Origin of the sequence: Corynebacterium sp. CNJ-954 (genome assembly GCF_001942345.1) — a bacterium.
In the GTDB taxonomy this organism is placed as follows: Bacteria; Actinomycetota; Actinomycetes; order Mycobacteriales; family Mycobacteriaceae; genus Corynebacterium.
This window is the reverse complement of sequence record NZ_MKKI01000011.1, coordinates 279,654-304,174: the sequence shown is the minus strand read 5'-3', so window position 1 is coordinate 304,174 and position 24,521 is coordinate 279,654. Positions and strand designations below refer to the sequence as shown.

The window sequence follows — 24,521 nt, the reverse complement described above, 5'->3', positions numbered from 1 at the left end:
GGTGCTACTGCGGCAGACTCTGCGGTGGTGCCTGCCCGGCACGCCTCGACACTGATGCTCCTCAGAGACACCCTCAGTGGCCCCGAGGTCTATGTGCAGGAGCGTGCGAGCACGATGCGCTTCTGCGCAGAAATGACGGTGTTCCCCGGCGGAGGGGTGGATGCCAGGGACATGCCCGGGGATGTCGACGGGGACGGTCATGCGTCACCGGAGATCGGCTGGCAGGGACCGTCGACCCGCTGGTGGTCCGAGCGACTGGGCACCACCCCTGATCTCGCCCGTGCCCTGGTGTGCGCGGCGGTGCGCGAGACTTTCGAGGAGACCGGGACTCTGTTGGCGGGCTATGCCGGGGAGTCGGCCGAGAACGGTAGCGGTCCCGTGCGGGACACGACCCCTTATCTGCCTTTTCGTCAGGAACTGGAGAATCACCGGCTCGCGTTCTCCGATTTCCTGAGCATGCACGACCTGGTTCTCCGTGGAGACCTGTTGCGTCCGTGGGCGAACTGGGTGACCCCCGAATCCCAGCCCATCCGCTACGACACCGCGTTCTTTGTCGCCGCGATGCCCGAAGGCCAGGAAGCTTACGGCGACACCCGTGAGGCGACGTCCACCGGGTGGTTCCGTCCGGCGACCCTTCTGGACGGCTGGCGTAACCGGAAGATCAACCTGATGCCGCCGACCTGGGCACAGCTCAAGATGCTCGACACATTCCGGAGTGTCGACGAGGTCCTGGACTTCGCCGAGACACTGCGGGTCGACCCGGTCCGTAGTGAGCCTGTCGACGAACCGTACATGGCCGAGTACTACCTGCTGGAGACCCGGATGTACGGCTATCCGGAACGGGTGTTCGCTCCCGGGATGAAGTTCGCCGTCGATCCGGGGGAACTGCCTCCGTCCCCGTTCTCGTGACGTACACCGTCGACGAGGTCCACTGGCTCGCCCGGAACACTGACGCCGTGGTAGACGCCGAGCGGCTCGAACTGTCGGCGTCGAGCACGGTGCGGGACACCGCCAGGCTCAGGGACCGTTACGGCGACAAGGCCAGGGCGCTCAGTGAGCTGGTGACAGCGCGGCGCGCCGCCCTGCGTGGCGGGAAGGTCCCCGACGACTGGTTGGTCTGCGGGGAATCAGCCCAGCAGGCGACGCCGGCCGTGGTTGCCGCAGAACGTGCGGACTTTCTCGCCGACGTCCTGGGGGGCGGCTCAGGAGGAGACGGGTTTGGACCGGTCGTCGCGGATGTGACCTGTTCTGTGGGGACGGAACTGCTCCATCTGTCCCGGCGCTTCGGCACCGTGTTGGGTGCCGACCTGGATCCTGCACGGCTGCTGATGGCACAGTACAACCTCAGGACCTCCGGAATCTCTGCAGCACACGTCGGTCTCGTCCGTGCAGATGCGGTGGTGCCGGCGTTCGCGCCGGGACGCGTGGACGTTGTGGTGGCGGATCCCGCGCGCCGGACGTCCCGCGGGCGGATCCGCGATCCGAAGGACCTTCTGCCGCCGCTTCCCGACCTGGTGTCGGCACATGCGGGGGCCTCTCTGGCGGTGAAGTGCGCGCCGGGCATCGACTACACCGACTGGGAGGGGCAGGTCGACGTCGTCAGTGTCGACGGTGGGGTGAAGGAGGCGTGTCTCTACACTCCGGACCTGGCACGGCACGACCGTCGTGCCGTGGTTTTCCGCAAGGGGGTACGACGGGTATTGACGTCGGATGATCCGGAGTCCGAGGACGTCGGCGCCCTCGGACGGTACATCCTCGACCCCGACGGGGCGGTGGTCCGCGCCGGACTGGTGCGCCAGTACGCCGCGGTGATCGGATGGTGGCGGATCGACCCGCACATCGCCTACCTCAGCGGGGATTCCCTCGACGCATTCAGGGATGGCGCTGCCGTGCCGGGGCAGCGCATCTTCGAGGTGGTGGACCAGGTGCCGCTGAAACGGCTGAAATCAGCTCTCGCATCGCTGGATTGCGTACGTCTGGAGATCCTCGTGCGGGGTGTGGACGTGGACCCGGATGCGCTGCGCCGCAAGATGAAGCTGAAACGGGGGCGGGAGGGCAGGGAACTGACCGTCGTCGTCGCACGGATCGGTGACACGGCGACAGCTGTCATCGCGGAGGAACTACACCTGCGGGGGTAGTGATATAAAAATGATTTTCAACGTACTCTTTCGTATCTTCGCAGGTGACGACGTTTATTCCGTGATCTGACCCCGGTGAGATTTTCTATGTGGGGTACATCACGGTGATTCGCAGGTAGACTTCTGACCGAAGAAAAGCACCCCAAGCAGGAAGGCCTATGAATGTCGAACATCGTGGTTCTGGTCAAGCAGGTGCCGGACACCTATTCCGAGCGCAAGCTGACTGATGACGACTTCACCCTCGATCGTGAGAACGCCGACGCGGTCCTCGACGAGATCAACGAGAACGCCGTAGAAGCTGCACTCCAGCTCAAGGAAGCTGGTGGCGACCGCAACGTCGTCGTGCTTTCCGTCGGTCCCGCGAGCGCCAAGGACGCGCTGCGTAAGGCACTGTCCCTCGGTGCGGACGAGGCCATCCTCGTTACGGACGACGCGCTGGCCGGTTCTGATGCCCTCGGCACCGCCTGGACCCTGTCCAACGCGCTGAACCTCGTCGATGACATCGAACTGATCATCGCGGGTAACGCCTCCACCGACGGTGTCGCAGGTGCGGTCCCCGGCCTGCTCAGCGAGTACCGCCAGATCCCGGCGCTGACACATCTGCGCACCCTCGAAGTCACCGACGACAAGGTGTCGGGCGAGCGTGTCACCGAGGACGGCGTCTACACCGTCGAGGCACCGAAGCCGGCCATCGTCTCTGTCACGGAGAAGGCCAACACCCCCCGCTTCGCCGTCTTCAAGGGCATCATGGCAGCCAAGAAGAAGAAGATCCGCGAGGTCAGCCTGGGTGACATCGGCGTCGCTGCGGAGAATGTCGGCCTCGCCGCTGCGTCCACCTCCGTGACCAACGCCGCCCCGAAGCCGGAGAAGACCGCGGGCGAGATCATCACGGACGAGGGTGACGGCGGCAACAAGCTGGTCGAGTACCTCGTGTCGAAGAAGCTCGTCTAGTTCACCCCGATTCCCCAGAACGAATCTGTCGAAAGGACATTCACAACCATGACCAACGTCCTGGTACTTGTCGAGCACACACAGGGTGAACTGAAGAACTCCACCCTTGAGCTCATCACCGCAGCACGCGCGTTCGGCACCGTCGGTGCCGTCGTCGTCGGAGCCCCCGGCACCGCAGAGAAGCTGCAGTCCGGTCTCGCTGCCGGCGGCGCTGAGACCATCTACGCCGCAGAGTCGGAGGACGCCGAGAAGTACGTCGTCACCCCCTCCGTCGACGCCGTCTCGGGCCTCGCAGCCCAGCTTCAGGTTCCGGTCGTCATCGCCGCAGGCGCGGCCGGTAACGAAATCGCCGGCCGCGTAGGCGCCCGTGTCGCTTCCGGCGTGCTCTACGACCAGATCGAGATCCACGCCGACCGTTCCGCCACCGGCTCGATCTTCGGCGGAGATTTCACCGTCGAGTCGACCGCCGGCGGGGCATCCCCGGTGTACACCCTGCGCGCCGGTGCGATCGACCCGGAGCCGCAGGCCGCGTCCGGCACCGTTCAGCCGGTCGAACTGCCTGCTGCCGGTCCGACCGCTGTGACTGTCACGGCCTTCTCCCCGGCGGAGAAGGCTGACCGTCCGGAGCTCACCGAGGCGAAGATCGTCGTCTCCGGTGGCCGCGGTGTCGCCGGCCCGGAGGGCTTCCGCGACGTCGTCGAGCCGCTGGCCGACGTTCTCGGCGCAGCGGTCGGTGCTTCGCGCGCCGCTGTCGACGCCGACTACTACCCGGGCAAGTTCCAGGTCGGACAGACGGGTAAGACGGTCTCCCCGAACCTGTACCTGGCCCTCGGCATCTCCGGGGCGATCCAGCACAAGGCCGGTATGCAGACCTCCAAGACCATCGTCGCGGTGAACAAGGACGACGAGGCCGGCATCTTCGAGATCGCCGACTTCGGTGTCGTCGGAGACCTCTTCAAGGTCGCTCCGCAGGCGACCGAGGCTCTCAAGGCCCGCGGCTAGCAGTACGTCACTGCAGGCACCTGGCGGTGTCTGCGCCGGAACCGCCGGGTAGACTCAGCGGTGAACCGGTGAGGTGTACCGTGCACGGCACGGCGAGGACCCGCACTCATCGAGTGCGGGTCCTCGCCGTATTCCCGGAAGTTTCGGCGGTATCCCACCACGCCACTCCGAGCCCACCACGAAGGACAGAACGCCGTGACCACCCTCTTCGTCATCATGTTCCTGATGCTCGCGACGGTACTGACGGTGGGCGTCGGCGACCGCATCGGCCTTCCGTGGCCGGTCCTCCTTCTGCTCGTGACCACTGCGGTGATGTTCATCCCGGGGACTCCGACGGTGTGGATCGAACCGGAGCTGATTCTCCCGCTGTTCCTGCCACCGCTGCTGTGGGCGCTGGCACGCAGAACATCGTGGGGCATGTTCCGGGACCAGTGGCGGACGATCCTCAGTCTGTCGGTGGGGCTGGTGTTCATCACTGTCGCCGTCGTCACCGGGGTGACCATGCTGATCATCCCGGGGGTCGGCCTGGTCGCTGCTCTGGCACTCGCGGCCGCTGTCGCTCCTCCGGACCCTGTCGCCGTCGAGGCCGTGGCTGAGCCCGCCGGTATTCCCCGCAGGATCATCGGGTCGCTGCAGTCGGAAGGTCTGTTCAACGACGCGGCATCCCTGGTGATCTTCAGCGCGGCTATCACCGCGGCTGAGTTCAATGACGACATCCACTGGTTCGAAGCCGGCGGGACGTTCATCTACAGCGCGGTGGGGGCGGTGCTGCTCGGCTGGCTCGTCGGGCGGGGATCGGCGTTGGTGCTGGGGTGGCTCGATTCGCCGGTCGCCGGTAACGCGTTCACCTGGGTCCTGCCGTTCATGGTGTACCTCGCGGCGGAGGAGATCCACGTGTCCGGCGTGATCGCTGTCGTCGTCGCTGCCGTGGAACTGACGTCCCGTGCGGATGCGACTGCGGCGGACTCCCGGCTGACGGGGTCTGCGTTCTGGGAGGTCACCGAGCTTCTGGTTACCGGCCTCGCCTTCGGGCTGATGGGCATGAATGTCCGCGACGCGATCATCGACGACGAGACCGACCACCTCAACCCGGTGTGGTGGGGGCTGGTGATCTCTGCGGTGCTGATTCTGGTGCGGTTCCTCTGGATGTTCTGGCTGCTGCGGGCCAATCGGACAAAGCGGGGGCGCTACCGTGCGCCGATCCGATTCACCGACGTCATCCTGCTCAGCTGGTCCGGGATGAGAGGTCTTGTGACATTCGCCCTGGTGCTGTCACTGAACCCGGCTGATTTCCCGCTGCGTGACGAGTTCACCATCGTCGCCTTCGTCGTACTCCTGTGCACGATGGTGATTCCGGGACTCACTCTGCCTGCATTGACCTCCTACCTGCGCACACATCACGGGCTGCAGGACCTGGACGACAAGCTGACGGAGGAGGCCCTCGACGAGGCGTACCGCGTTGCGCTGGATGTGGTCCGCAAACAGATGAGTGAAGGGCTCTCGCCGGAGCAGGCGGCACGCATCGAGGAGCGACTCGGTCTCGTGCGATCGGCGTCGAACCTGGACGACAGCTCCGATGACAGTGCTGATGATGCCCCGGATGAGGCGGGGACGACGGAAGCCGAGATCCTACGTAGGCGCCGGGCGCGCAGTCAGGCGCTGGGCCGAAAGGCACTCGAGGTCAGGCGTGAGGCGATGTACGCGGCCCAGCGAAGTCTGGCAGCCTCGAAGTCGCGGCGGGGGTCGACCCGAGGCGATCGGGGAGAAGATGCGCGAGCTCGACCGACGCCTTCTGGCATTCCCCGAGGAGAGGTGACCGGCTGTGACACCCACGACACCGACGATGCCGACGATGCCGACGATGCCGACGATGCCGACAACGCCGAGGATCTTCGCCGACCACGCCGCTACCGCGCCGTTGCGTGCGGAAGCGGCTGCCGCGATGGCAGACACGGGGGCGCTCCTGAACCCCGCCGGTCAGTACGCCTCAGGACGGCACGCACAACGGGTGCTGGAAGACGCACGTGAACAGGTCGCCGAGTTGCTGGGCGCCGACCGTGCTGAGGTCATCTTCACCGCGTCCGGAACAGAATCGGACAATCTCGCCGTCCAGGGGCTTGCGTACGGGGCGAAGAAGACCAGGGGCCCCGCGGCCCGGCGGATTCACGCGGCGGCGACCGAACATCCGGCCATCGTCGAAACCGTCGACTGGCTGTGTGGTGGCATGGTGGGCGGGGGCACCCCGCAGTTCGACCACAGCGAGATGCCCGTCGACGGGTGGGGACGGGTCCGCGTGAGCGAGCTACCGGAGCTCGAGGCATCGGTCGACGCGGTCATGACCTGTATGTGGGCGAATAACGAGACGGGCAACCTGCAGCCGGTCGCTGACCTCGCCGGGCGAGCCGTGGCCGCCGGTGTGCCGTTCCACGTCGATGCAGTCCAGGCCGTCGGCCACCTGCCCGTGGACTTCCATGCCCTCGGCTGTTCGACGTTGGCCGCGAGCGCCCACAAGTTCGGTGGGCCGAAATCCATGGGTATTCTGCTCGCCCGTCGGGACGCGGTACTGGTCAGCCCCCTGCGTGGTGGCGGGCAGGAGAGGGGCGTCCGGTCAGGGACAGCGAACCCGCAGGGAGCGGCCGGCACAGCCGCAGCCCTGGCTGCCGCTGTCAAGGAGATGGAGGAGGAACAACGGCGCCTGTCCGCTCTCCGGAAGAAGGTCCTTTCCGTCGTCGGGGCGATCCCTCAGTCGCGGATCTACACCGATCCGTCCGGCGGAGCTCTCTCCGGGCATGTCCATGTGGCATTCCCCGGGGCGGAAGGGGACAGCCTGATCATGTTGCTGGATGTCGCGGGAGTGGATGCTTCGACAGGGTCGGCATGTTCGGCCGGAGTGAACCGCGCCAGCCACGTGCTGACCGGGATGGGCGTCCCGGTTGAGGTTGCCCGCGGCGCGTTACGGCTGACCTTCGGGACGGCGACCACCGCGGACGACGTCGACCGGCTCTGCTCCCTGCTGCCGGGTGTCGTCGACCAGGCGCGTGCGGCCGGGATGGCTTCGTAGCGGCGGTACTGCCGTACCTGCCGCCGGCCGATTCGCACCTGACCTGCCGCGGTGTAGGGTGAAGGGTCGACTGCAGGGCCTCGGGAACTGACGGTCCCACACGATCACCGACGTGCACCGGTGTGCACGAGAGAGCAGAGGAAGGTATGCGGGTTGTCGCGGCGATGAGCGGGGGAGTGGACTCCTCCGTGGCTGCAGCACGGGCGCTGGAGGCGGGGCATGACGTTGTCGGCGTGCACCTGGCGTTGAGCCAGTCGCCGGAGGCTGTCCGTGCCGGATCACGGGGATGTTGTTCGCTGGAGGACTCCGCTGATGCCCGGCGTGTGTGTGATTCCCTCGGGATTCCATTTTACGTGTGGGACTTCTCCGACCGGTTCAAGGCCGATGTCATCGACAACTTCGTGGAGTCCTACGAGATCGGGGAGACACCGAATCCCTGCCTGCGCTGCAACGAGAAGATCAAGTTCGAGGCGCTGCTGGACCGGTCGATCGCGCTCGGTTTCGACGCCGTGGTCACCGGGCACTATGCCCGCCTGCACGACGGCGTCATGCGTCGCGGTATCGACGACAACAAGGACCAGTCCTATGTGCTCGGTGTGCTCGATGACGAGCAGTTGGCGCACTGCATGTTCCCGGTCGGTGACACGGTGAAGCCTGACATCCGCGCCGAGGCCAAGGACCTCGGGATGGGGGTGGCGTCGAAGCCGGACAGCCATGACATCTGTTTCATCCCCGACGGTAACACCCAGGCGTTCCTCGGTAACCAGATCGGCCTGCGTCCCGGGATGGTGAAGTCGGTCGAGGGTGAGACTCTCGCCGAACACGACGGGGTGTACGGATTCACCATCGGCCAGCGCAAGGGCCTCGGTGTCGCCGGACCCGCGGCCGACGGACAACCGAGGTACGTCACCGACATCGATGCCTCCACCGGGACGGTCACCGTCGGTGGCCGGGACGACCTGCGTATCGGCCACATCACGGCCGACCGGCTCAAGCGTCTGGACCCGGCGAAACACGGCACCACCTTTGACTGCGACGTCCAGGTCCGCGCCCACGGCGGCGTCGTCCCGGCGACAGCCACCCTGAACGACGGGTCCGTCGCCCTCGACCTCCACGAGCCCTTGCGCGGTGTCGCACGTGGGCAGGCGGCAGTGGTCTATCTCCCCGATGCAGACGGCGACATCCTGCTCGGATCAGGCACCATCAGTGCCACGGTGCCGTGGTCGACCGGCAAGCAGGCACAGTCGGCGTGAACGCAGGAGAGGATGGCCCACTGCGTCTCGGCTGGTGGGAGGATGTGCGGACCGACCACGGCGATCTCCGTTCTGCTCTGGCTGCCGCCTCTCGACGGACCCGTGACGTGGATGAGGACGTCGGCGTCGTCCCTCCGCTGAGCCTGCCACAGAGCGACTTGGTGCCGGTGACGGCCGCGATGGGCGCGCTCGTCGGCGGCCCGTACCTTCGGTCCCATGCACGCGGGTGGGAAGTGGCCCCAGGGAAGACCCTGGATGCCCGTCATTTCCTCGGACGGCTCCACGAACTCACCGACACTGTCGCCGAAACGATGCCCGGCGCCGACCGACTGATGGTGCACGTGTCGGGCCCATGGACATTCGGTGCTTCCGTCGAGTACCGCGGACACCCGCTGTGTTTCGACCGTCCCGCCTTCCGAGATGTCGCCCTGTCCCTCGGGGAAGGGGTGCGGGAGTTCTGCGATGCTGTCGGAGCCACCGTGGTGCACGTCCACGAAAGACGACTCGGTGAGGTCACGTCCCGGCTGCAGGGGGCCACCGAGTTCGAGACCATGCAGGTCGACCGTGAGGTCGCGGTGAATGTCGAACGTCGCTTCATCGGGCAGGTCCGTGGCGTGGGAGCACGGTCAGTCATCCTCGACAGTGGTGTCGAGTGGCCCGAGGTCGTACACACTGGAGCGGACAGTGTTGTCGTCGACGATCTGACGGACAGCGTCGCCCGGATGGTGGACGATGGTACGTCCGTCGCCTGGCGGGTCGATGACAGCAGAACCAGTGACGACATCGCACACCGTGTCATCCGGACGTGGAAACAGTGGACCTTCGATGTGGCGACGCCCGAGCCCCAGATTGACCTGGTCGCGGTAGGCGAGGGGATCCTGAAGCCCGGGGCGGCAGCGGAGCTGGCGCGGACCGTGCGGGGGGCCGCGGCGTTGTTGCACCGCAACTGAGCAGAGCCCGGGGCAGGTCTAGTCGTCGGAGGCCTGCGCGGTGATCGCGTCGAGATCCACGACCTCGAATTCCAGCAGGGAGGCCCCGGTCGCCACCGGCTTCTTCCCCTCACCGCCATGGGGGCCACTGTGCGCGGCCTTTGCAGGGCCTGCGGCCCACGCCTGGAAGTCTTCCTCGGTGGCCCAGGTGGTGACGACGAAATACCGGTCGTCGCCCTTGGTCGGCCGCAGCAGCTGGAAGCCCTCGAAACCGGGGGAGGAGTCGACGGTGTGGGCGCGGGCTGCGAATCGTTTCTCCAGCTCGGGTCCGGCTCCCTCGGGCACGGAAATAGCGTTGATCTTCACGACGGACATGGAACTCCTGACGATGGTCGCGGCGGATGTCGACGTCGAGCCTACCGCGGACCTAGTGTCCGTGGAGCGCGGCAACCGGTGCAGCCGGACGAGTCAACGCACGGCGTCCGGACCGGAAGCGAGCAGTTTCTCGAATCCCGCCTCATCGAGCACCGGCACACCGAGGTCCTCGGCCTTCGTGAGCTTCGAGCCTGCTTTCTCTCCGGCGATGACGAAGTCGGTCTTCTTCGACACGGAGCCGGACGCCTTTCCTCCCCTGGACTCCACTGCTTCCTTGGCCTCTGTGCGGTCGAAGTTCGCCAATGACCCGGTGACGACCACGGTCAGCCCTGCGAGAGTCTGCTCGGGCAGATCGGATGCCTCCACGATCTGTTCCATCCGGACCCCGGCGGCAGCCAGGCATCGACGATCTCCCTGTGCCAGTCGACGGCGAACCAGTCTTTGACCGACTGCGCGATGATTCCGCCGACTCCGTCGATCTCTGCCATGTCTTCGACGGACGTCTCGTCGATGACGGGAATGGACTGCAGGTTCGCTGCAAGCGCCTTGGCTGCTGTGGGGCCGACGTGGCGGATCGACAGTGCGGTGATCACCCGCCACAGGTCGACCCCCTTCGCCTCCTCAAGATTGTCGAGCAGGACCCGCCCCTGCTTGTTCAGCGTCCCCGCCTTGGTGGTGTACGCACTTGTCGTGGCCAGCGTCTCCTCGGTGAGCGAGAAGAGGTGGCCTTCATCCGGCAGTACACCGGAGGCGATGAGGTCGTGGGCGGCACGCTCGCCGAGTGCGTCGATGTCGAAGGCGCCACGTCCTGCGAGATAGTTCAACCGGTTCTGCAGTTGACCGGGGCAGTAGCGGGTGTTGGGGCAACGCCAGTCGGCGTCTCCCTCCTTGGTGGGGGACAGGGGGGTCCCGCACTCGGGACACAGTGAGGGATACACGTACTCCCGTTCGTCTCCGGTCCGGGCGGTCTCCACCGGGCCCAGAACCTCGGGAATCACCTCACCGGCCTTACGGATCATCGCGCGGTCTCCGAGACGGACGCCCTTGCGGTGCGCCTCAGTGGCGTTGTGCAGCGTCGCCATGGTGACCGTCGAACCCGCGACATAGGTGGGGGTCATCACTGCGTACGGCGTGGCGCGCCCGGTCCTCCCGATGCCTACGCGGATGGACTCCACGGTGGTCACCGCCTCTTCCGGGGGATATTTGTAGGCGATCGCCCATCGTGGGGCACGGCTGGTGGCACCGAGGTTCTGCTGCTCGGTGACGTCGTCGATCTTCACGACGAGTCCGTCCATCTCATGGGCCGCGTCGTGTCGGTGCTCGCCCCAGTACGTGACTGCGTCGAGGACGTCGTCGGTGGAGTGCACCTGCCGGGTGTACGGACTGACGGGAAGCCCCCACGCCTCGATCGCCCGGTAGGCGTCATGCTGGCTGGCAGGTTCGAACCCCTCCCTGGCACCGATGCCGTGGCAGATCAGACGGAGGGGCCGTTTGGCTGTCTCCTCCGGATTCTTCTGCCGCATTGCGCCGGCCGCGGCGTTCCGGGGGTTCGCGAACATCTTCTTCCCCTCAGCCTGGCGGTCCGCGTTCATCGTCGCGAAGTCCTCGACGGTGATGAAGATCTCTCCCCGGATCTCGACGACAGAGGGGACAGGGAACTCCTCGGTGCCGGTGAGCACGTCGGGGATGTCCGCGAGTGTCCGGGCGTTGTGTGTGACGTCCTCACCGGTGACACCGTCACCCCGGGTGAGGGCGAGACTCAGACGGCCGTCGACATAGAGGAGATCAATCGAAGCGCCGTCGATCTTCAGCTCGGTGAGGTAGGTGGGTGCGGGGGTCCTGGTCAGCCACTCCCGCATCTCGTCGAGGCTGAAGACGTTGTCGAGACTGAGCATCGGCTCCCGGTGGTCGACGTTGCGGAACGGCGAATTCTCCGGTGACGGGGCGACTTCCTGGGTCGGGCTCGGTCCCTGTACTGCTTCAGGATGAGCCTCTTCAAGCTCCTGCAACTCGCGCATCATCGCGTCGAAGTCGGCGTCGGAGACTTCGGGAGCCTCGTAGTAGTACAGCTCCCGGTGTCGGCGGATGTCAGCGGCCAGACGGGTCCAACGCTCCTCAGGGGTCCCGGGTGCCCCGGGTGCCCCGGGTGTCTCGGGAGTCTCGGGCGATGGCTCAGTCGGTGTCTCGGGCGGTGTCTCAGTCACCGTCGCCAGTGTAGTGAGCCCGGCGCCGAACGGGGAGCGACGTCCGGCGCACAGCCAATTGTTCTTTCGGTATGTGAGTGTGCCTTCACAATAGGCGGGGCTGGTGTGATTCGAGACATAATAGTCGGGGGTGGTGCTCCCTACGGTGGACATAACTAGACTCGGTCATCGCGAGCCCTGTGGACTGCGGTGATGGCTGGAATGTGATGTAGGTATCGGGGTGGCCCGCTACCCGGAGGGGTGGAACTGTTCACCGGGCAAAATCTAGCGTTGGCCGTGTCAAGAAGAACGCCCCCTCGCAGACCAGCGAATAGATCAGATGGCTGCATTTCAGAAAGGACGATCACATGTTCAACCTGCTCAGCCGTGAAGAGATCAACGAGATGACCTCCGGCGCCAACTACTTCCTCTTCGGGGACGACGAGGCCATCGCCGTCGACACGCCGGAGCATGACGACTTCCTCGTCTAAGTCCGCAAGGGCGCAGGGGTGTTTGCCCGTCATTCCCTGCGGTGACGCCGCCCGGGCACACGGCCATATCGACCGTGTGCCCGGGCGGCGTCGTACGTCGACTACACCGCGGCATTGGCGTCCGGGGGGCGTTATAGAGTGGCACCCATGACGACCGCCGCGCATTTCGATCCGACCCATCTCCTCAGCTTCGACCTGGAGACCACCGGTACGGACCCGCTCACCGCACGCATCGTGACCAGTGCCCTGATCTCGATCAACGGTCGTCAACGTGACGACCTGGAGATGCTCGCTGACCCGGGTATCCCCATTCCTGAAGGGGCGGCGAAAGTCCACGGCATCTCCACGGAGTACGCCCGGGAACACGGACGCCCTCACGATGAGGTCCTTGCCGAGACCATCGAGCGGATCCGGGCAGGGTGGCGCGATGGAGCGACACTGATCGTGTACAACGCCGCGTACGACCTCACGGTCCTCCGGAGCCTGGATCCCACGTTCACCGTGGACGGTCCGGTCGTCGACCCTCTGGTCATCGACAAAGCGAAGGATCCGTACCGCAAAGGTAAACGGCAGCTGGAACCGGTGTGCGCCCACTGGGGTGTGACGCTGGACAACGCGCACGAGGCTACGGCAGATGCTCTGGCAGCTGCCAGAGTGGCATGGAAACTAGCCCGCGCCTACCCCGAACTCACCGAGGTCAGTGCGGACGAACTCATGCTTAACCAGGCAACCTGGCACTACGAGTCGCAGTCCGGACTCAAGAAGTATTTCGAGGACAAAGGGCAGACGGACCGTGCAGCCACGGTCAACACCTCCTGGCCCGTACAGTCCTAGTGACCGGTCGGATACAGCCGTTCAGTACGATTGACAACCATGGCTAACTCCGTGACGAAGACCTCGGCCGAATACCTCCGCGACATCGTTGCCGCGCCGGTCTACCGCGCGGCCAAGCACACGCCCCTGGACACCATGGATGCGTTGTCGGAGAAGACGGGCAACCGTGTCCTGGTCAAGCGTGAAGACCTTCAACCTGTCCACAGTTTCAAGCTGCGTGGCGCGTTCAACCGGATGTCACAGCTCACCGGCTGTGCCGGTGTGATCACCGCCTCAGCGGGGAACCACGCGCAGGGCGTGGCGCTGTCCGGACGCGAACTCGGCATCCGGTCGGTCATCGTCATGCCGGTGACCACCCCTTCCATCAAAGTGGACGCGGTGCGCGGTTTCGGCGGCGAAGTTGTGCTGCACGGTGAGAACTTCGACGCGGCACAGGGGAAGGCCAAGGAGCTTTCGGAGACCGACGGCCTGGTCTACGTCCCACCGTTCGACAATGAAGCGGTGATTGCTGGCCAGGGAACCATCGGGCTGGAGATCTTCCAGGCAGGTCCCGTCGACCGTGTTTTCGTTCCCGTCGGCGGTGGCGGTCTCGCCGCCGGGGTCGCCGTGCTGTTGAAGGAACTGAACCCCGAAATCCAGGTCATCGGTGTGGAACCCGAGGAGTCCGCATGTCTCACTGCAGCGCTGTGGGCCGGTGAACCGGTCGAACTTGAGCACGTCAGCCTCTTCGCTGAGGGCGTGGCCGTCCGCAAGATCGGTGCCGAGACCTTCCGACTGTGCAAGGAGTACCTGGATGAAGTCGTCACGGTCAGCTCCGATGAGATCAGCGCAGCCATCAAGGACCTTTTCGACGACACGCGGGCGATCGCCGAGCCTGCGGGCGCGGTGTCCCTGGCGGGACTCAAGAAGTATGCCGCGGCCAATGACATCCAGGACGAGACCCTGGTGAACGTGCTCTCCGGCGCCAACCTGAACTTCCACACCCTGCGCTACATCTCCGAGCGGGCGGAACTCGGTGAAGGCGGAGAGGCGATCTTCGCGGTCACTATCCCGGAGGAACAGGGCGCGTTCTTCAAGTTCTGTGAGGTCCTCAACGGTCGGATGGTCACGGAGTTCAACTACCGTGTCGGTGAGCGCGGCGATGACCGCCGTGCGCGGATCTTCGTCGGCGTCCAGCTCAAGGAAGGCGTCACGGAGCGGGAGGCGATTGCGGATGCCCTGGCTGACGCCGGATACGACGTCGTGGACCTGTCGGACGATGAGGTCGCCAAGGAACATATCCGCTACATGATCGGTGGCGTGCCGCCTGCCTTCGTTAACGAGCGGATGTTCTCCTTCGAGTTCCCGGAGCACCCCGGTGCGCTGGTGCATTTCCTCGATGTTCTCGGCACGAACTGGAACATCACCGCCTTCCACTACCGGAGTCAGGGAATGGACTACGGGCGGATCCTCGCCGCCTTCGAGGATGCACACTCCGAGGACTTCGAATCCCATCTCAGTGATCTGGGCTACCCGTTCACCGAGGTGACCGACAACCCGTCCTACCAGCTGTTCCTGGCTCCGGCAGGGGAGTAGTCGATGAGCCCCACGGGTCGGCCGGAGGACACGATCGAGTGGAACGAGCTGCTCCCGGTCCTACTCGGCTACCCGTCCGCGTCATTGCACGCGATGCTGGAGACACGTGGTGACGGTGAACCGGACGTTCGTTACGAAGTGTGGCGGCAGGGCAGGAAACTCCGCGTGGAGAAAGACGGTTTGCCCGACTATGTCTGCGATGGCGAGACGCTCTGGTCTTTCGAGGAGGCAGCCGACGTGGAAGGATCAGACGTACGTCCTGTCGCTAGTGATGCACGGAAGGTGTTGTACTGCGGTCCCGCACAGGGGCTGTGCGCTCCCAGGCGGTCCAGCGACTGGCAGGGATCTGATTTTACGACTCCCGAAGGTCCGGTCACCGTGGAGGAGTTCCAGGGGCGGGACTGCTGGACAGTGGCGTTGAAAGCGCCACCGCGCAAGGTCGGGCCGTTGCGTATCTGGGTCGACCGCGATTCCGGGTACCCGCTGGGCGAAGTGAATGAGTCCCCGGAAGCGAAGGGCTACGAGCAATGGTTCGAATCCCCGGAAATCGGCATCGCTCTCGATGATTCGCTGTTCACCTGGGAGGGGCCTTCTATCACGAAAGCTGAGCTCGAAGATCGGAGACACCAGAGCCTGCAAGCACTGGAAGAGTCCCAGATGCAGTGGTTCCGGGAGAATGTTTTGGCGACCCGCTTGACGGTGTCGAGCACGGTGGACCTTTCTCCTGAGCAGATGCGTATCGAAGAAGGCAGCGTGTACGGGGGACCCCCGGGGTGTTCCAGTTCGAGAGAACCGCAGTGGATCAGCAGCAGGAGGCACCGCGACGTGAAGCTGATGTTGTCTGGCGTTCGGGTGATCACAGCTGGCGGGTCACCTTTCTCTCCCCGGAGGTGATCGTCGACGACAAGCTGACCTCAGAGGTTCGTCGACGCTTCAGCTGGCGGGATCGGGAAGGACGGTGAGCACCGTGGACTGGGAGGACCTGCGAGCCCGGCTGGTCGGTACACCGGACAGCACTCTGCATGCACGGGTGCAGTGGGATGACGGCGAAGCTGCCAGCATCCCGTTCATGGGCCCGTACTACCGGTGGGGTCCGGGGCCGCGCTGCATGGGCACAGATGAGGCAGGGGGTGCCCAGCCTGCGTCCCTGGAGCTGTGGCGGCACGGCCGGAAGATCCGGGTCGAGAGGAATGGACGACCCTACTACATATCCGACGGTAGTCAGGCGTGGTTTTTCCGGGAGGATCATGCCCGTCCGCTGGTTGTCGCTGGCGCAACCGCCAGTTACGGCGGAGCTTTGGTCTACTCCGGGGAGGCCCAGTGGCTTGTCCTCCCTCCTCCAGCTGCACATTGGACCGACGATAATATTCAGCCCGATGGCCCGGTTGAAGAAGACTCCGTCGAGGGGAGAAGTTCGTGGAGTTTCGTGATATCCGGAATCCGGGTCTGGATTGACCAGGCGTCGTTGCACGTGCTCGCCCTGCAGCTCGACGGTTCCACGTACCGGGAGAAGTTGGTGGCTCCGGAGATCGGCCAGCCGTTGGACGACGACCTCTTCACGTGGACTGGCCCCGTCGTGACCGCGCGGGAACGGAAGAAGCTGGAGAAGACCAGAGGCAACCGACAGTGGTTCGTGGACAACGTTGTCGAGAGTGAATCAGAGCTGGAGTCACTACCGGTCACTCTCGATCTCACCCCGACAGCTGTGCCACGCCGCAATGACGTCACCGGAGAATTTGAGGCCAGAGGACCCAACATGGCGTTGTCCAGGCACCTCCCTGACACCGACTTCCGCTGTGAGGAGCATGTGGACGCTCACCGGTGGACTGCACAGGGCTATCACTGGCAGCTGCATCTGTGTGACGATCTCACTCTCGGAAGAGAGGGCATCCAGGACGTCTGGAACCAGCTCCACCCCGGCGAGGAGGTGACCGGCTACCGCCCACCCGGGCAGTGATTCCCGGAAGGTGCCGGAAAGTGTCAGCTCAGTAGCGCGCCGAGGATCTCGCCGACCTCACCGAGATGCTCGATCTCCGAGAGTAGGAAATCCGGGCCGCCTGGCCGCCCGAGAATGAGGATGTAGTCCGTACCGGACAGGGGAGTGGCGGCCAAGGCAGAATCCATCACCGTCCAACTCGACGGCACCCAGGTGTCACGGTCGGTCAGAGCACGGGGCTCGGCGACGGGAGTTTCGGACAGCACCCGCCCGTCGTCCTCAGGCGCGGAGGATGAGGCGGCGACGCGCCTGGTCTTCTCCCCGGATTCGAGGATGACCGCCCACTGGACCGACATCGACTTCGGCAGTGCGTCGATCAGTTTCTGGAGGCTGTCAACGGTACGGCGACGATGCCGCGCCAGTTCGGCGAGCAGGCTGATCTGGCCCCGGCGGTCGACGGTTCCGGAGAACGGGCGGATGGAGTCGACGTAGACCCCGTCAACTTCCTGCGCGGCGCTGATCAGTGCGTCCGCAAGGCGGCCCGCAGGAAGATCGACGACGACATCGTCGACGACAGTGCCGTCAGGGTCATGCTCGACCACATCCACGCTGCGGATATCCGCGTCGATCGTTCCCATCGTGGCGGCAATGAGCCCGAGGGTGCCGGGAACATCGGGAAGACGGACGCGCATCAGATAGGACAAGGTGTACCTCAGCGAAAATAGGACGGTGGACGCCCCGATTGTAGCGAACCGGGGTGAGCGTACGCGCGACGCAGCGTCCTACTAGAGTGGTCGGGGTAAACCCAGCGAAGACGAAAAGGGGACCCACCTGTGTCCGAGATCTCCCGTGACGAGGTCGCGCACCTCGCCAGGCTCTCCCGCCTCGACCTGACCGAGGACGAGCTCACCCACTACGCAGCCCAGATCGACGGCATCGTGGAAACCGTTGCCGCCGTGCGTGAGGTCGACACCGCCGGTGTCGAGCCCCTGAGCCACCCCACCCAGAACGTCGACGGCGCAGTGTCGGTGATGCGTGAGGACGTCCCCCAGGAGTCACTCACTGCTGAACAGGCCCTCGACCAGGCTCCGAAGCAGGCACAGCAGCGTTTCCAGGTTCCCCGGATCCTGGGCGAGTAGAGGGCGAGACGACAGCGAAATGAGCGAAGTGAACAGCACCACCTACACCGTCGGCAGTCGGGACGACTCGGACCTGACGACCTGGACCGCCGCAGAACTCGCGGAGAAGATCCACGCCGGAGACGTCAGCTCCGTCGACGCGACCCGCGCGCATCTGGACCGGATCGCCGCCGTCGACGAGGCCGTCCACGCATTCCTCCACGTGGGGGAGAAAGAGGCTCTCGCGGCAGCTGAGAAGGCCGACAAGGACATCGCCTCCGGGCACGTTGCCTCCGCATTGGCCGGTGTTCCACTGGCGTTGAAGGATGTCTTCGTCACCACCGATGCACCGACGACCTGTGCCTCGAAGATGCTCGAGGGCTACATGAGCCCCTACGACGCCACGGTCACCCGGCGCATCCGCGAGGCCGGGATCCCCATCCTGGGTAAGACGAACATGGACGAGTTCGCGATGGGATCGTCCACCGAGAACTCGGCCTACGGACCGACGCACAACCCCTGGGACCTCAGCCGAACCGCCGGTGGCTCCGGCGGTGGCTCCTCTGCAGCTCTTGCCGCCGGCATGGCTCCGTTGGCGATTGGCACGGACACCGGCGGATCCATCCGCCAGCCCGCGGCGCTGACCAACACCGTGGGGGTCAAACCGACCTACGGCACCGTCTCGCGGTACGGCCTCGTCGCCTGCGCGTCATCCCTTGACCAGGGGGGACCCACGGGACGGACCGTGTTGGACACCGCACTGCTGCATGAGGTCATCGCAGGCCATGACGCGCAGGACTCCACGTCCTCCGAGCGCCCGGTCGCCCCCGTCGTCGACGCGGCACGGCAGGGTGCCGACGGCGACCTGACCGGTGTGACCGTCGGCGTGGTCAAGCAGTTGGAGACGGTCCAGGGCCTGCAGGCCGGTGTGGCGGAGAGCTACCGCTCCTCACTGGAGCAGCTCAAGGCGCAGGGCGCGACGATCGTCGAGGTTGACTGCCCCAGCTTCGAGTACGCGCTCAACGCCTACTACCTCATTCTGCCGTGCGAGGTCAGCTCCAACCTCGCCCGCTTCGACGGGATGCGGTACGGGCAGCGTCAGCTCGACGACGGACACCACTCTGCAGACCAGGTCATGTCCGCTACCCGTGCCGCTGGCTTCGGGCCGGAGGTCAAGCGTCGCATCATCCTGGGCACCTACGCACTCTCGGTCGGTTACTACGACGCCTACTACCTGCAGGCGCAGCGCGTCCGTAACCTCATCGCCCAGGATTTCGCCAAGGCATTCGCCGAGGTCGACGTCCTGGTGTCCCCGGTGACCCCGACCACGGCTTTCGAGCTGGGGGAGAAGGCCGACGATCCGTTGGCGATGTACCTCTTCGACCTGTGCACCCTGCCGCTCAACCTTGCCGGTGTATGCGGCATGTCCGTCCCCGGACCTCTGTCCGCAGACACCGGGCTTCCGGTCGGCCTGCAGATCATGGGGCCGGCACACGGTGATGACCGCCTGTACCGTGTCGGTGCGGCCTTCGAGGCGGGCCGACGGTAGCGCTGTTGAGCCGGGCCGGTGGCCGGGGGTCAGACCTCCGGCCAGTGGCGCTCCAGTCCCTCGATGATGAAGTCGACCTTCACGTCGACAAAGCCCCTTTCCGACCAGGAATCGTCCGGCTGGAAGAGATGGTCCGCGCTGATCCTGTCCTGCACCCGTTCGAGGCCCGACGTGCCGGCGGCGTCAGTCGCCCGCATGCTTTCGATGCCGAGGCGGCAGGCCATCACCGTGTCCCCGATGAAGTCCAGGGCGAACGCGGCCTGCATACGGGATCTGCCGTGCTCCTCCACCACACGGACATATCCGCGCAAGGGGTCCTCGATGTGGGCGAATGCGGTCGGATAGGCGTACAACGTCCTGGCCAGTCCGGGGACCTCCTCACACATGCGCCAGCACTCGGACGCCCAGAGGCGCAACGCGTCCTGCCATGCAGTGTCCGGCTCTGGAGTCCGGATCGTCGCGGCAACTCGCGCCAGGCAGGCGTCAAGGACGGCGTCGCGTGACGGGAAGACCCGGTACAACGCCGGGGTGACAACACCCAGGCGCCGGGCGATGGCGGACAGAGTGAAGTCAGCGATCCCGAGCTCGAGAGCTGTATCGAGTACGTCCGTTCGGGTGAAGGACGGCTTCGGCCCGGTTTTCCTCCCGGGGTTCCCGGTGGACAGAGGTGCGCGAGGTGAGCCGGTCATGCTCCCCAGCGTAGTGGGCGCCCTCCCGTCTACTCCACCAGCCGCCACCCCTGGGCATCGTGGAGATGTCTCCAGTACCGGGCGTAGGTGCCGTCCAGTTGCATCAGTTCCTCGTGAGACCCCTGTGCCTCGATGCGCCCCTCGCTATCCAACTGCACGATGACGTCAGCTCGGGCGATGGTGTCCAGGCGGTGCGCGATCGTGACCACCGTGGACTGTGCGCGCAGCCTATCCACCGCAGCGACGACGTTGGCCTCGTTTTCGACGTCCAGGGCACTGGTCGCCTCGTCCAGGAGGACGATCGGCGCTTTCTTCAGCACGGCCCGGGCTATGGATACACGCTGGCGTTCGCCTCCCGACAGGGCCCTGCCACCTTCACCGACGCGGCTGTTCCACCCGTCCGCCAGTCGCGCGGCAATGTGGTGGGCGCCGGCCAAGGTCGCCGCTTCGAGGACCTCCTCGTCAGTGGCATCTTCACGTCCCACACGGATGTTCTCCAGCAGGGTGTCATCGAAGAGGTAGACGTCCTGGAAGACCATCGACAGCTGTGCCATCAACTGCTTCGTCGTCTGGGAGGCCACCGGAACACCGCCGACGCGGACTGTTCCGGTGTCCGTATCGTAGAATCTGCTGATCAACCGGGCTATCGTCGTCTTACCGGACCCGGACGGTCCCACCAGCGCGACCATCGTCCCCACAGGGACATCGAGAGTGACGTCACGGAGTGCAGGCGTCTTCGCCGAGTAGCCGAATGTGACATGGTCCAGCGCCACGGACCCCGGGTCGGTCAGTTCTGCGGGGGTGGACGGCTCAGGTAACGGTTCTGCGGTGAGGACCTCGTCGAGTCCGTCGAGGACGGCACGCCGTCCCTCTATGCCCATGGCGCTCTCGGTGATTGTGGATAGTGTACTGGTGAAACGCATCGCCAACCCGATGAAAGCCAGCGCGGGGACCGGTTCCAGTACTCCGGATACGGCGAGGGAGCCGGTGACGGTGATCAGCATGACGATCACCCCCTGCGTAGCGGCACCACTGAGCAGGAGCCCGGCGGTCTCGGTGCCGAGAGCCCTCAGTTTTGTCGATCGAGCGTCCTCCATCGCGCGACGCAGGGGTGTGAAGTCCCCGCTACGGCCACAGGAACGCAGCGCCCCCTGGCACCGGGCGAACTCCACGATGCGCTCAGCGAGTTCCTCCTGTGCCGGTGTCGTACGGCGGGTTGCCCGGCGCATCAGGGCCGTCGACGCCGTTGTCAACAGAATGAAAACAGGGACGGCCACGGTCAGCACCAGTCCCAGCAACGGATCCCAACACCACGAGACCACAATGATCACACCGGCGGACGCCGTCCTGCTGATCAGGGGAACGATCATGTGAGCGAGGATCTCACCTGTGGTCATCAGCTCCGTGGAGACGATGCGGGAGAGCCTGCCGGCCCGGGATGCTGCGAACCACCCCAGGGGTTGCCGGGTCACGCGGTCACCGACGAGGCGGTGGATGTTCTTCAGGAAGTCCAGGGCAACGGAGTAGCCCCACCGGTTGGAAAGGTAGTTGGCGGCGAAGGTGATCAGTGTGAGTCCGCCGAGGGCCCACAACCAGCCGGAGAATCCGAGACCCCATACTGCCCCACCGGTGGCTAGGGCAGTCACTGCGGGCAGGAGCGCGCCGAGGGCGGCACCTTCGAGGAGACCGGCGATGACGGCGATGATGATCACGGACTGCATCGCCTCAGGGTGTGCGAGCATCCTGCGGCAGCGGGCGATGATATCCGTCAGAGGGAGGTTCACTGCGTTGATCCTTCGGAGTGGTCGGTCTGGGCGGTGTTCCACAGGCGGGCGTAGCCGGGGTGGGACAGCATGCTGTCGTGGTCTCCGGTCGCGATGACACGACCGTCGTCGATGAGAACGATCTGGTCGACTCCGGTGATCACCTCGGGACGATGCGCGATCAGCAGGACGGTGCGCCCTTGGACGAGGGTCGACAGTGCCTGTTGGATCTCATGCTGCGCCTCTGGGTCGGTCAGGGCCGTGGCTTCGTCGAGGACCAGGACAGGAGCGTCGACAAGTAGTGCTCGCGCGATGGCGATGCGCTGGGCCTGCCCGCCGGACAAACCTGAGTCTGTGCCGAGGACGGTGTCGAGACCATCGGGGAGCGCCTCGATCTCCGTGAGAACGTGGGCGGCCTGGGCGGCGTCACGGATCTGTGATTCGCTGGCATCGGGACGGCCGAGCGCGATGTTGTCGCGGATGCTGATACCGAGCAACTGCGGGTCCTGAAGGACGAAACCTACGTGTGAATACAGCTCGGGTATGTCGGCGACCGGAATGCCGCCGATGGTCACGGAACCGGAGTCCGGGTCCGCGAAACGTGCCAGCAGAGTGGCGATGGTGGACTTCCCTGATCCTGATGGTCCGACCAGTGCGGTGACGGTGTCCTCGCGCAGATTGAACGTGGCGTCGTCGACCGCCGGGGTGTCGGATCCGTCGTAGGCGAACGTCACATTCTCGAAGACGACGTCGTGTTTTCCGGTGCCGGGGGTGTGGCCGCGTGTTTCCTGCTCTGCTCTGCCGTCCTGGAGCACCGGGGTGCCCAGAAGTGTCGACAGTCGGAGCGCGGCCTGACCTGCGAGTTGGTGCGACCACAGCGAGTTCATCCCCACTTCGATGGCGAACGGGACCAGCAGAGCGATGAGCGACGTAGCCGTCACATCCGCGACCGACACATAGTCGTGACGGACCAGCCATGCGCCGCCGCCGAGGTTGACCAGGAGGATCAGGGGTACGGCGAGCGTCGACTGACCCAGTGCAGCCATTCGGATCATGGGCCGGCACCAGGCAAAGTAGAAACTGTAGAAATCGTCGGCGGCTTTCTGATACCGGCTGTGGGCGCGCCCCACCTGTCCGAAAGCCTTGACGACGGTGATGCCCGTGACGAACTCCACCATCCGCGCGGACACGTCGCTGAGCTTCCTGTCCATTTCCGCGGTCTTTTCACCCATTCCACGCAACATCACCAGGTTCGAGACAAGGTACAGCGGGATGGTCGCGATCGACAGCAGTCCGAGGCGCCAGTCGATGATGAAGGCGTAGACCATCAGCGCCAGTGGCATGACGACCGCATTCGTCCCTTCGACCGGTTGATGGGCGATGAGTTGGTGGACGGTGGTGATGTCGTCCTGCAGCGCTTTGCGGACCCGACCGGAGTTCGTTGCGCTGAACCAGGACAGTGGCACCCTCGCCAGACGAGCCACCAGATCGCCACGGATGGTGTGGCCCACGCGGACGTCGGCGAGGTGAGTCACGGTGAGGGCGCCGAAGTAGATGAGCAGGCGCGCGCTGAATGTGCCGATGAGGATGACAAGCCAGTGTCTGACGGCGAGACCGTCGACACCGCTTCCGGTCGCCGAGGCGTGGAGGAGGACCTCACCGATCTTCACCAGCGCCACATAAGGGATGACGGACAAAATCGCGGAGAGTGCGGCGAGCACGCGACCGGTGGCCAGGGAGCCGGACACCGGAGACAGCAGATCTCTCAGGGCCGCTGTGCCGGCGTTCTGCGCCTTTTCCTCCGGAGACGTACCGGGTGTCGGATCTGCGGGTGACATGGGACTCCGTAGGTATGCCATAGGTAATAATGAATGGCTTTCATGATATGCGGACAGAGGCTGTCCCACAAGGGCAGGAACGCGAAAAGGCGTACCCTTGTCCTCATGACCCAACAGGCACTGCACGGTGACGGGTGGGCGGTCGGCGTCGACGGCACCCGACGGTGGGGCACGCTCGGCGCGGCGGGCCTCTTCCTCACCACACGGGAAAATGACACGACGCTCCTGCTGGTCCAGCATCGGGCAAACTGGACGAATTTCGGAGGCACCTGGGGGATCCCCGGGGGAGCGGTGGAGCCGGGGGAGTCGGCGGTCGACGCCGCCCTGCGGGAGACGCAGGAGGAGACCGGGGTGGATCCTGCCGACGTGCAGGTCTCCGACCACCTCGTCACCGCCCGCGCCGAGCTTTCCCATGTACTGGTCAGGGTTCCGCTGGCCCCGGAAGACATGGTGTTGGCGGCACCGGTGACGGCAGCGGCTGAACGAGGAGGTTCACTCCTGGATGCTGTGCGGGCGCACAGGATCACCCACCCGGAGACAGGGTATCCACTGACAGTCACGATGAACGGGCAGCTGTGCTGGGAGACCCCTGACGACAGTGTCGGGGAATGGACCTATACGACGGTACTGGGGGCGTGTGACTCCCCGTTGGAGCTGTTCCCGTCAGCGGAGAGCGCGGACCTGGCGTGGTGCCCCCTGGACGAGGTCGCGGAGTTGCCGCTGATCCCGCCGTTTCGAGACGCGCTGCCAGGTCTCCGTGAACGGATGAAGGGGCAGGAACGGGACTGACATTCCGGTCGGCTTCGTGGCAGACTGGTCCGACGTGACCGAAACGA

The 24,521-nt window shown here is 65.3% G+C and carries 21 protein-coding genes and 1 pseudogene; 16 read left to right on the top strand and 6 right to left on the bottom strand.

All coding sequences use genetic code 11. The features are described 5' to 3' along the window. Positions 1 to 54 precede the first annotated feature (54 nt). From BJF89_RS06100 to BJF89_RS06065, 8 genes are all read left to right on the top strand, one after another. The gene (locus BJF89_RS06100) at positions 55 to 909 is read left to right on the top strand and encodes an NUDIX hydrolase (RefSeq protein WP_075813404.1); all 855 of its coding nucleotides are present in this window, start codon (positions 55 to 57) and stop codon (positions 907 to 909) included. Continuing rightward, on the top strand, positions 906 to 2,138 hold the full coding sequence (locus tag BJF89_RS06095; protein ID WP_075813150.1) for a class I SAM-dependent methyltransferase: 1,233 nt from the start codon (positions 906 to 908) through the stop codon (positions 2,136 to 2,138). The genes BJF89_RS06100 and BJF89_RS06095 overlap by 4 nt, the downstream gene beginning before the upstream one ends. 162 nt (positions 2,139 to 2,300) lie before the next feature. Continuing rightward, a complete protein-coding gene (locus BJF89_RS06090) occupies positions 2,301 to 3,089 on the top strand; it encodes an electron transfer flavoprotein subunit beta/FixA family protein (protein ID WP_075813148.1) in 789 nt (262 codons plus the stop codon). Positions 3,090 to 3,137: 48 nt separating this feature from the next. Beyond that, entirely contained in the window at positions 3,138 to 4,091 is a 954-nt protein-coding gene (locus BJF89_RS06085) for an electron transfer flavoprotein subunit alpha/FixB family protein (RefSeq protein WP_075813146.1), read from the top strand. Positions 4,092 to 4,286: 195 nt separating this feature from the next. Beyond that, positions 4,287 to 6,119, top strand: a complete 1,833-nt coding sequence (locus BJF89_RS06080; RefSeq protein WP_255372504.1) for a sodium:proton antiporter — start codon at positions 4,287 to 4,289, stop codon at positions 6,117 to 6,119. After that, positions 6,034 to 7,152: a cysteine desulfurase family protein gene (locus tag BJF89_RS06075; RefSeq protein WP_255372503.1), complete on the top strand. Its 1,119-nt coding sequence runs from the start codon at positions 6,034 to 6,036 to the stop codon at positions 7,150 to 7,152. Before BJF89_RS06080 ends, BJF89_RS06075 begins: the two co-directional genes overlap by 86 nt. Positions 7,153 to 7,298: 146 nt before the next feature. Further along, positions 7,299 to 8,405 carry a tRNA 2-thiouridine(34) synthase MnmA gene (gene mnmA, locus BJF89_RS06070; RefSeq protein ID WP_075813144.1) on the top strand — a complete coding sequence of 369 codons (1,107 nt, stop codon included), beginning with the start codon at positions 7,299 to 7,301 and terminating at the stop codon, positions 8,403 to 8,405. After that, on the top strand, positions 8,402 to 9,355 hold the full coding sequence (locus BJF89_RS06065; RefSeq protein ID WP_255372502.1) for a hypothetical protein: 954 nt from the start codon (positions 8,402 to 8,404) through the stop codon (positions 9,353 to 9,355). The genes mnmA and BJF89_RS06065 overlap by 4 nt, the downstream gene beginning before the upstream one ends. 18 nt (positions 9,356 to 9,373) lie before the next feature. Here BJF89_RS06065 and BJF89_RS06060 read toward each other — a convergent pair whose 3' ends face one another. Next, positions 9,374 to 9,709, bottom strand: a complete 336-nt coding sequence (locus BJF89_RS06060) for an antibiotic biosynthesis monooxygenase (RefSeq protein ID WP_075813142.1) — start codon at positions 9,707 to 9,709, stop codon at positions 9,374 to 9,376. A gap of 93 nt (positions 9,710 to 9,802) precedes the next feature. After that, positions 9,803 to 11,808: pseudogene (gene ligA / locus BJF89_RS06055) on the bottom strand (NAD-dependent DNA ligase LigA). Positions 11,809 to 12,260: 452 nt separating this feature from the next. On the opposite strand from ligA, the gene BJF89_RS19365 reads away from it, so the two are divergent. The 5 genes from BJF89_RS19365 (at position 12,261) to BJF89_RS06035 (ending at position 16,749) form a co-directional block, all read left to right on the top strand. Continuing rightward, positions 12,261 to 12,383, top strand: coding sequence for a hypothetical protein (locus BJF89_RS19365; protein WP_255372501.1), 123 nt, complete (start codon positions 12,261 to 12,263; stop codon positions 12,381 to 12,383). A gap of 147 nt (positions 12,384 to 12,530) precedes the next feature. Next, on the top strand, positions 12,531 to 13,217 hold the full coding sequence (locus BJF89_RS06050; RefSeq protein WP_075813140.1) for a 3'-5' exonuclease: 687 nt from the start codon (positions 12,531 to 12,533) through the stop codon (positions 13,215 to 13,217). Between the two features lie 39 nt (positions 13,218 to 13,256). Next, positions 13,257 to 14,792, top strand: a complete 1,536-nt coding sequence (ilvA, locus tag BJF89_RS06045) for a threonine ammonia-lyase, biosynthetic (RefSeq protein WP_075813138.1) — start codon at positions 13,257 to 13,259, stop codon at positions 14,790 to 14,792. A 3-nt stretch (positions 14,793 to 14,795) separates the two neighbouring features. After that, a complete protein-coding gene (locus tag BJF89_RS06040) occupies positions 14,796 to 15,686 on the top strand; it encodes a hypothetical protein (RefSeq protein WP_075813136.1) in 891 nt (296 codons plus the stop codon). Positions 15,687 to 15,750: 64 nt separating this feature from the next. Continuing rightward, a complete protein-coding gene (locus tag BJF89_RS06035; protein WP_075813134.1) occupies positions 15,751 to 16,749 on the top strand; it encodes a hypothetical protein in 999 nt (332 codons plus the stop codon). 23 nt (positions 16,750 to 16,772) lie between these two features. On the opposite strand, the gene BJF89_RS06030 is transcribed toward BJF89_RS06035, so the two are convergent. Then, complete coding sequence (locus tag BJF89_RS06030) at positions 16,773 to 17,420, bottom strand: amino acid-binding ACT domain protein (protein WP_255372500.1); 648 nt, start codon at positions 17,418 to 17,420, stop codon at positions 16,773 to 16,775. A gap of 141 nt (positions 17,421 to 17,561) precedes the next feature. Here BJF89_RS06030 and gatC point away from each other — a divergent pair, with 141 nt between their 5' ends. Together gatC and gatA are read left to right on the top strand one after the other, a co-directional pair. Further along, positions 17,562 to 17,867 (top strand): Asp-tRNA(Asn)/Glu-tRNA(Gln) amidotransferase subunit GatC, encoded by a 306-nt coding sequence (gatC, locus tag BJF89_RS06025; RefSeq protein WP_075813130.1) that lies wholly within the window; start codon positions 17,562 to 17,564, stop codon positions 17,865 to 17,867. A gap of 19 nt (positions 17,868 to 17,886) precedes the next feature. Beyond that, positions 17,887 to 19,395, top strand: a complete 1,509-nt coding sequence (gene gatA, locus BJF89_RS06020; protein ID WP_075813128.1) for an Asp-tRNA(Asn)/Glu-tRNA(Gln) amidotransferase subunit GatA — start codon at positions 17,887 to 17,889, stop codon at positions 19,393 to 19,395. 29 nt (positions 19,396 to 19,424) lie between these two features. Here the strand turns inward: gatA and BJF89_RS06015 are convergent, their stop codons facing one another. The 3 genes from BJF89_RS06015 to BJF89_RS06005 are packed head-to-tail and all read right to left on the bottom strand — an operon-like array spanning position 19,425 to position 23,685. After that, complete coding sequence (locus BJF89_RS06015; protein ID WP_075813126.1) at positions 19,425 to 20,084, bottom strand: TetR/AcrR family transcriptional regulator; 660 nt, start codon at positions 20,082 to 20,084, stop codon at positions 19,425 to 19,427. Positions 20,085 to 20,113: 29 nt separating this feature from the next. Continuing rightward, positions 20,114 to 21,868 carry an ABC transporter ATP-binding protein gene (locus tag BJF89_RS06010; protein ID WP_255372499.1) on the bottom strand — a complete coding sequence of 585 codons (1,755 nt, stop codon included), beginning with the start codon at positions 21,866 to 21,868 and terminating at the stop codon, positions 20,114 to 20,116. Then, positions 21,865 to 23,685: an ABC transporter ATP-binding protein gene (locus tag BJF89_RS06005; protein ID WP_222843804.1), complete on the bottom strand. Its 1,821-nt coding sequence runs from the start codon at positions 23,683 to 23,685 to the stop codon at positions 21,865 to 21,867. Before BJF89_RS06005 ends, BJF89_RS06010 begins: the two co-directional genes overlap by 4 nt. 105 nt (positions 23,686 to 23,790) lie before the next feature. Here BJF89_RS06005 and BJF89_RS19865 point away from each other — a divergent pair, with 105 nt between their 5' ends. After that, entirely contained in the window at positions 23,791 to 24,474 is a 684-nt protein-coding gene (locus BJF89_RS19865) for an NUDIX domain-containing protein (RefSeq protein ID WP_075813122.1), read from the top strand. Positions 24,475 to 24,521: the final 47 nt, after the last annotated feature.

Bases quoted from the DNA above. Each gene is read 5' to 3' on its own strand.
- BJF89_RS06075 (WP_255372503.1), top strand. From the start codon at position 6,034: ATGGCAGACACGGGGGCGCTCCTGAACCCCGCCGGTCAGTACGCCTCA.
- BJF89_RS06060 (WP_075813142.1), bottom strand. From the start codon at position 9,709: ATGTCCGTCGTGAAGATCAACGCTATTTCCGTGCCCGAGGGAGCCGGA.
- BJF89_RS19365 (WP_255372501.1), top strand. From the start codon at position 12,261: ATGTTCAACCTGCTCAGCCGTGAAGAGATCAACGAGATGACCTCCGGC.
- ilvA (WP_075813138.1), top strand. From the start codon at position 13,257: ATGGCTAACTCCGTGACGAAGACCTCGGCCGAATACCTCCGCGACATC.
- gatA (WP_075813128.1), top strand. From the start codon at position 17,887: ATGAGCGAAGTGAACAGCACCACCTACACCGTCGGCAGTCGGGACGAC.
- BJF89_RS06085 (WP_075813146.1), top strand. From the start codon at position 3,138: ATGACCAACGTCCTGGTACTTGTCGAGCACACACAGGGTGAACTGAAG.
- BJF89_RS06030 (WP_255372500.1), bottom strand. From the start codon at position 17,420: ATGCGCGTCCGTCTTCCCGATGTTCCCGGCACCCTCGGGCTCATTGCC.
- BJF89_RS06015 (WP_075813126.1), bottom strand. From the start codon at position 20,084: ATGACCGGCTCACCTCGCGCACCTCTGTCCACCGGGAACCCCGGGAGG.
- BJF89_RS06005 (WP_222843804.1), bottom strand. From the start codon at position 23,685: ATGTCACCCGCAGATCCGACACCCGGTACGTCTCCGGAGGAAAAGGCG.
- mnmA (WP_075813144.1), top strand. From the start codon at position 7,299: ATGCGGGTTGTCGCGGCGATGAGCGGGGGAGTGGACTCCTCCGTGGCT.
- BJF89_RS06100 (WP_075813404.1), top strand. From the start codon at position 55: ATGCTCCTCAGAGACACCCTCAGTGGCCCCGAGGTCTATGTGCAGGAG.
- BJF89_RS19865 (WP_075813122.1), top strand. From the start codon at position 23,791: ATGACCCAACAGGCACTGCACGGTGACGGGTGGGCGGTCGGCGTCGAC.
- BJF89_RS06050 (WP_075813140.1), top strand. From the start codon at position 12,531: ATGACGACCGCCGCGCATTTCGATCCGACCCATCTCCTCAGCTTCGAC.
- BJF89_RS06090 (WP_075813148.1), top strand. From the start codon at position 2,301: ATGTCGAACATCGTGGTTCTGGTCAAGCAGGTGCCGGACACCTATTCC.
- BJF89_RS06040 (WP_075813136.1), top strand. From the start codon at position 14,796: ATGAGCCCCACGGGTCGGCCGGAGGACACGATCGAGTGGAACGAGCTG.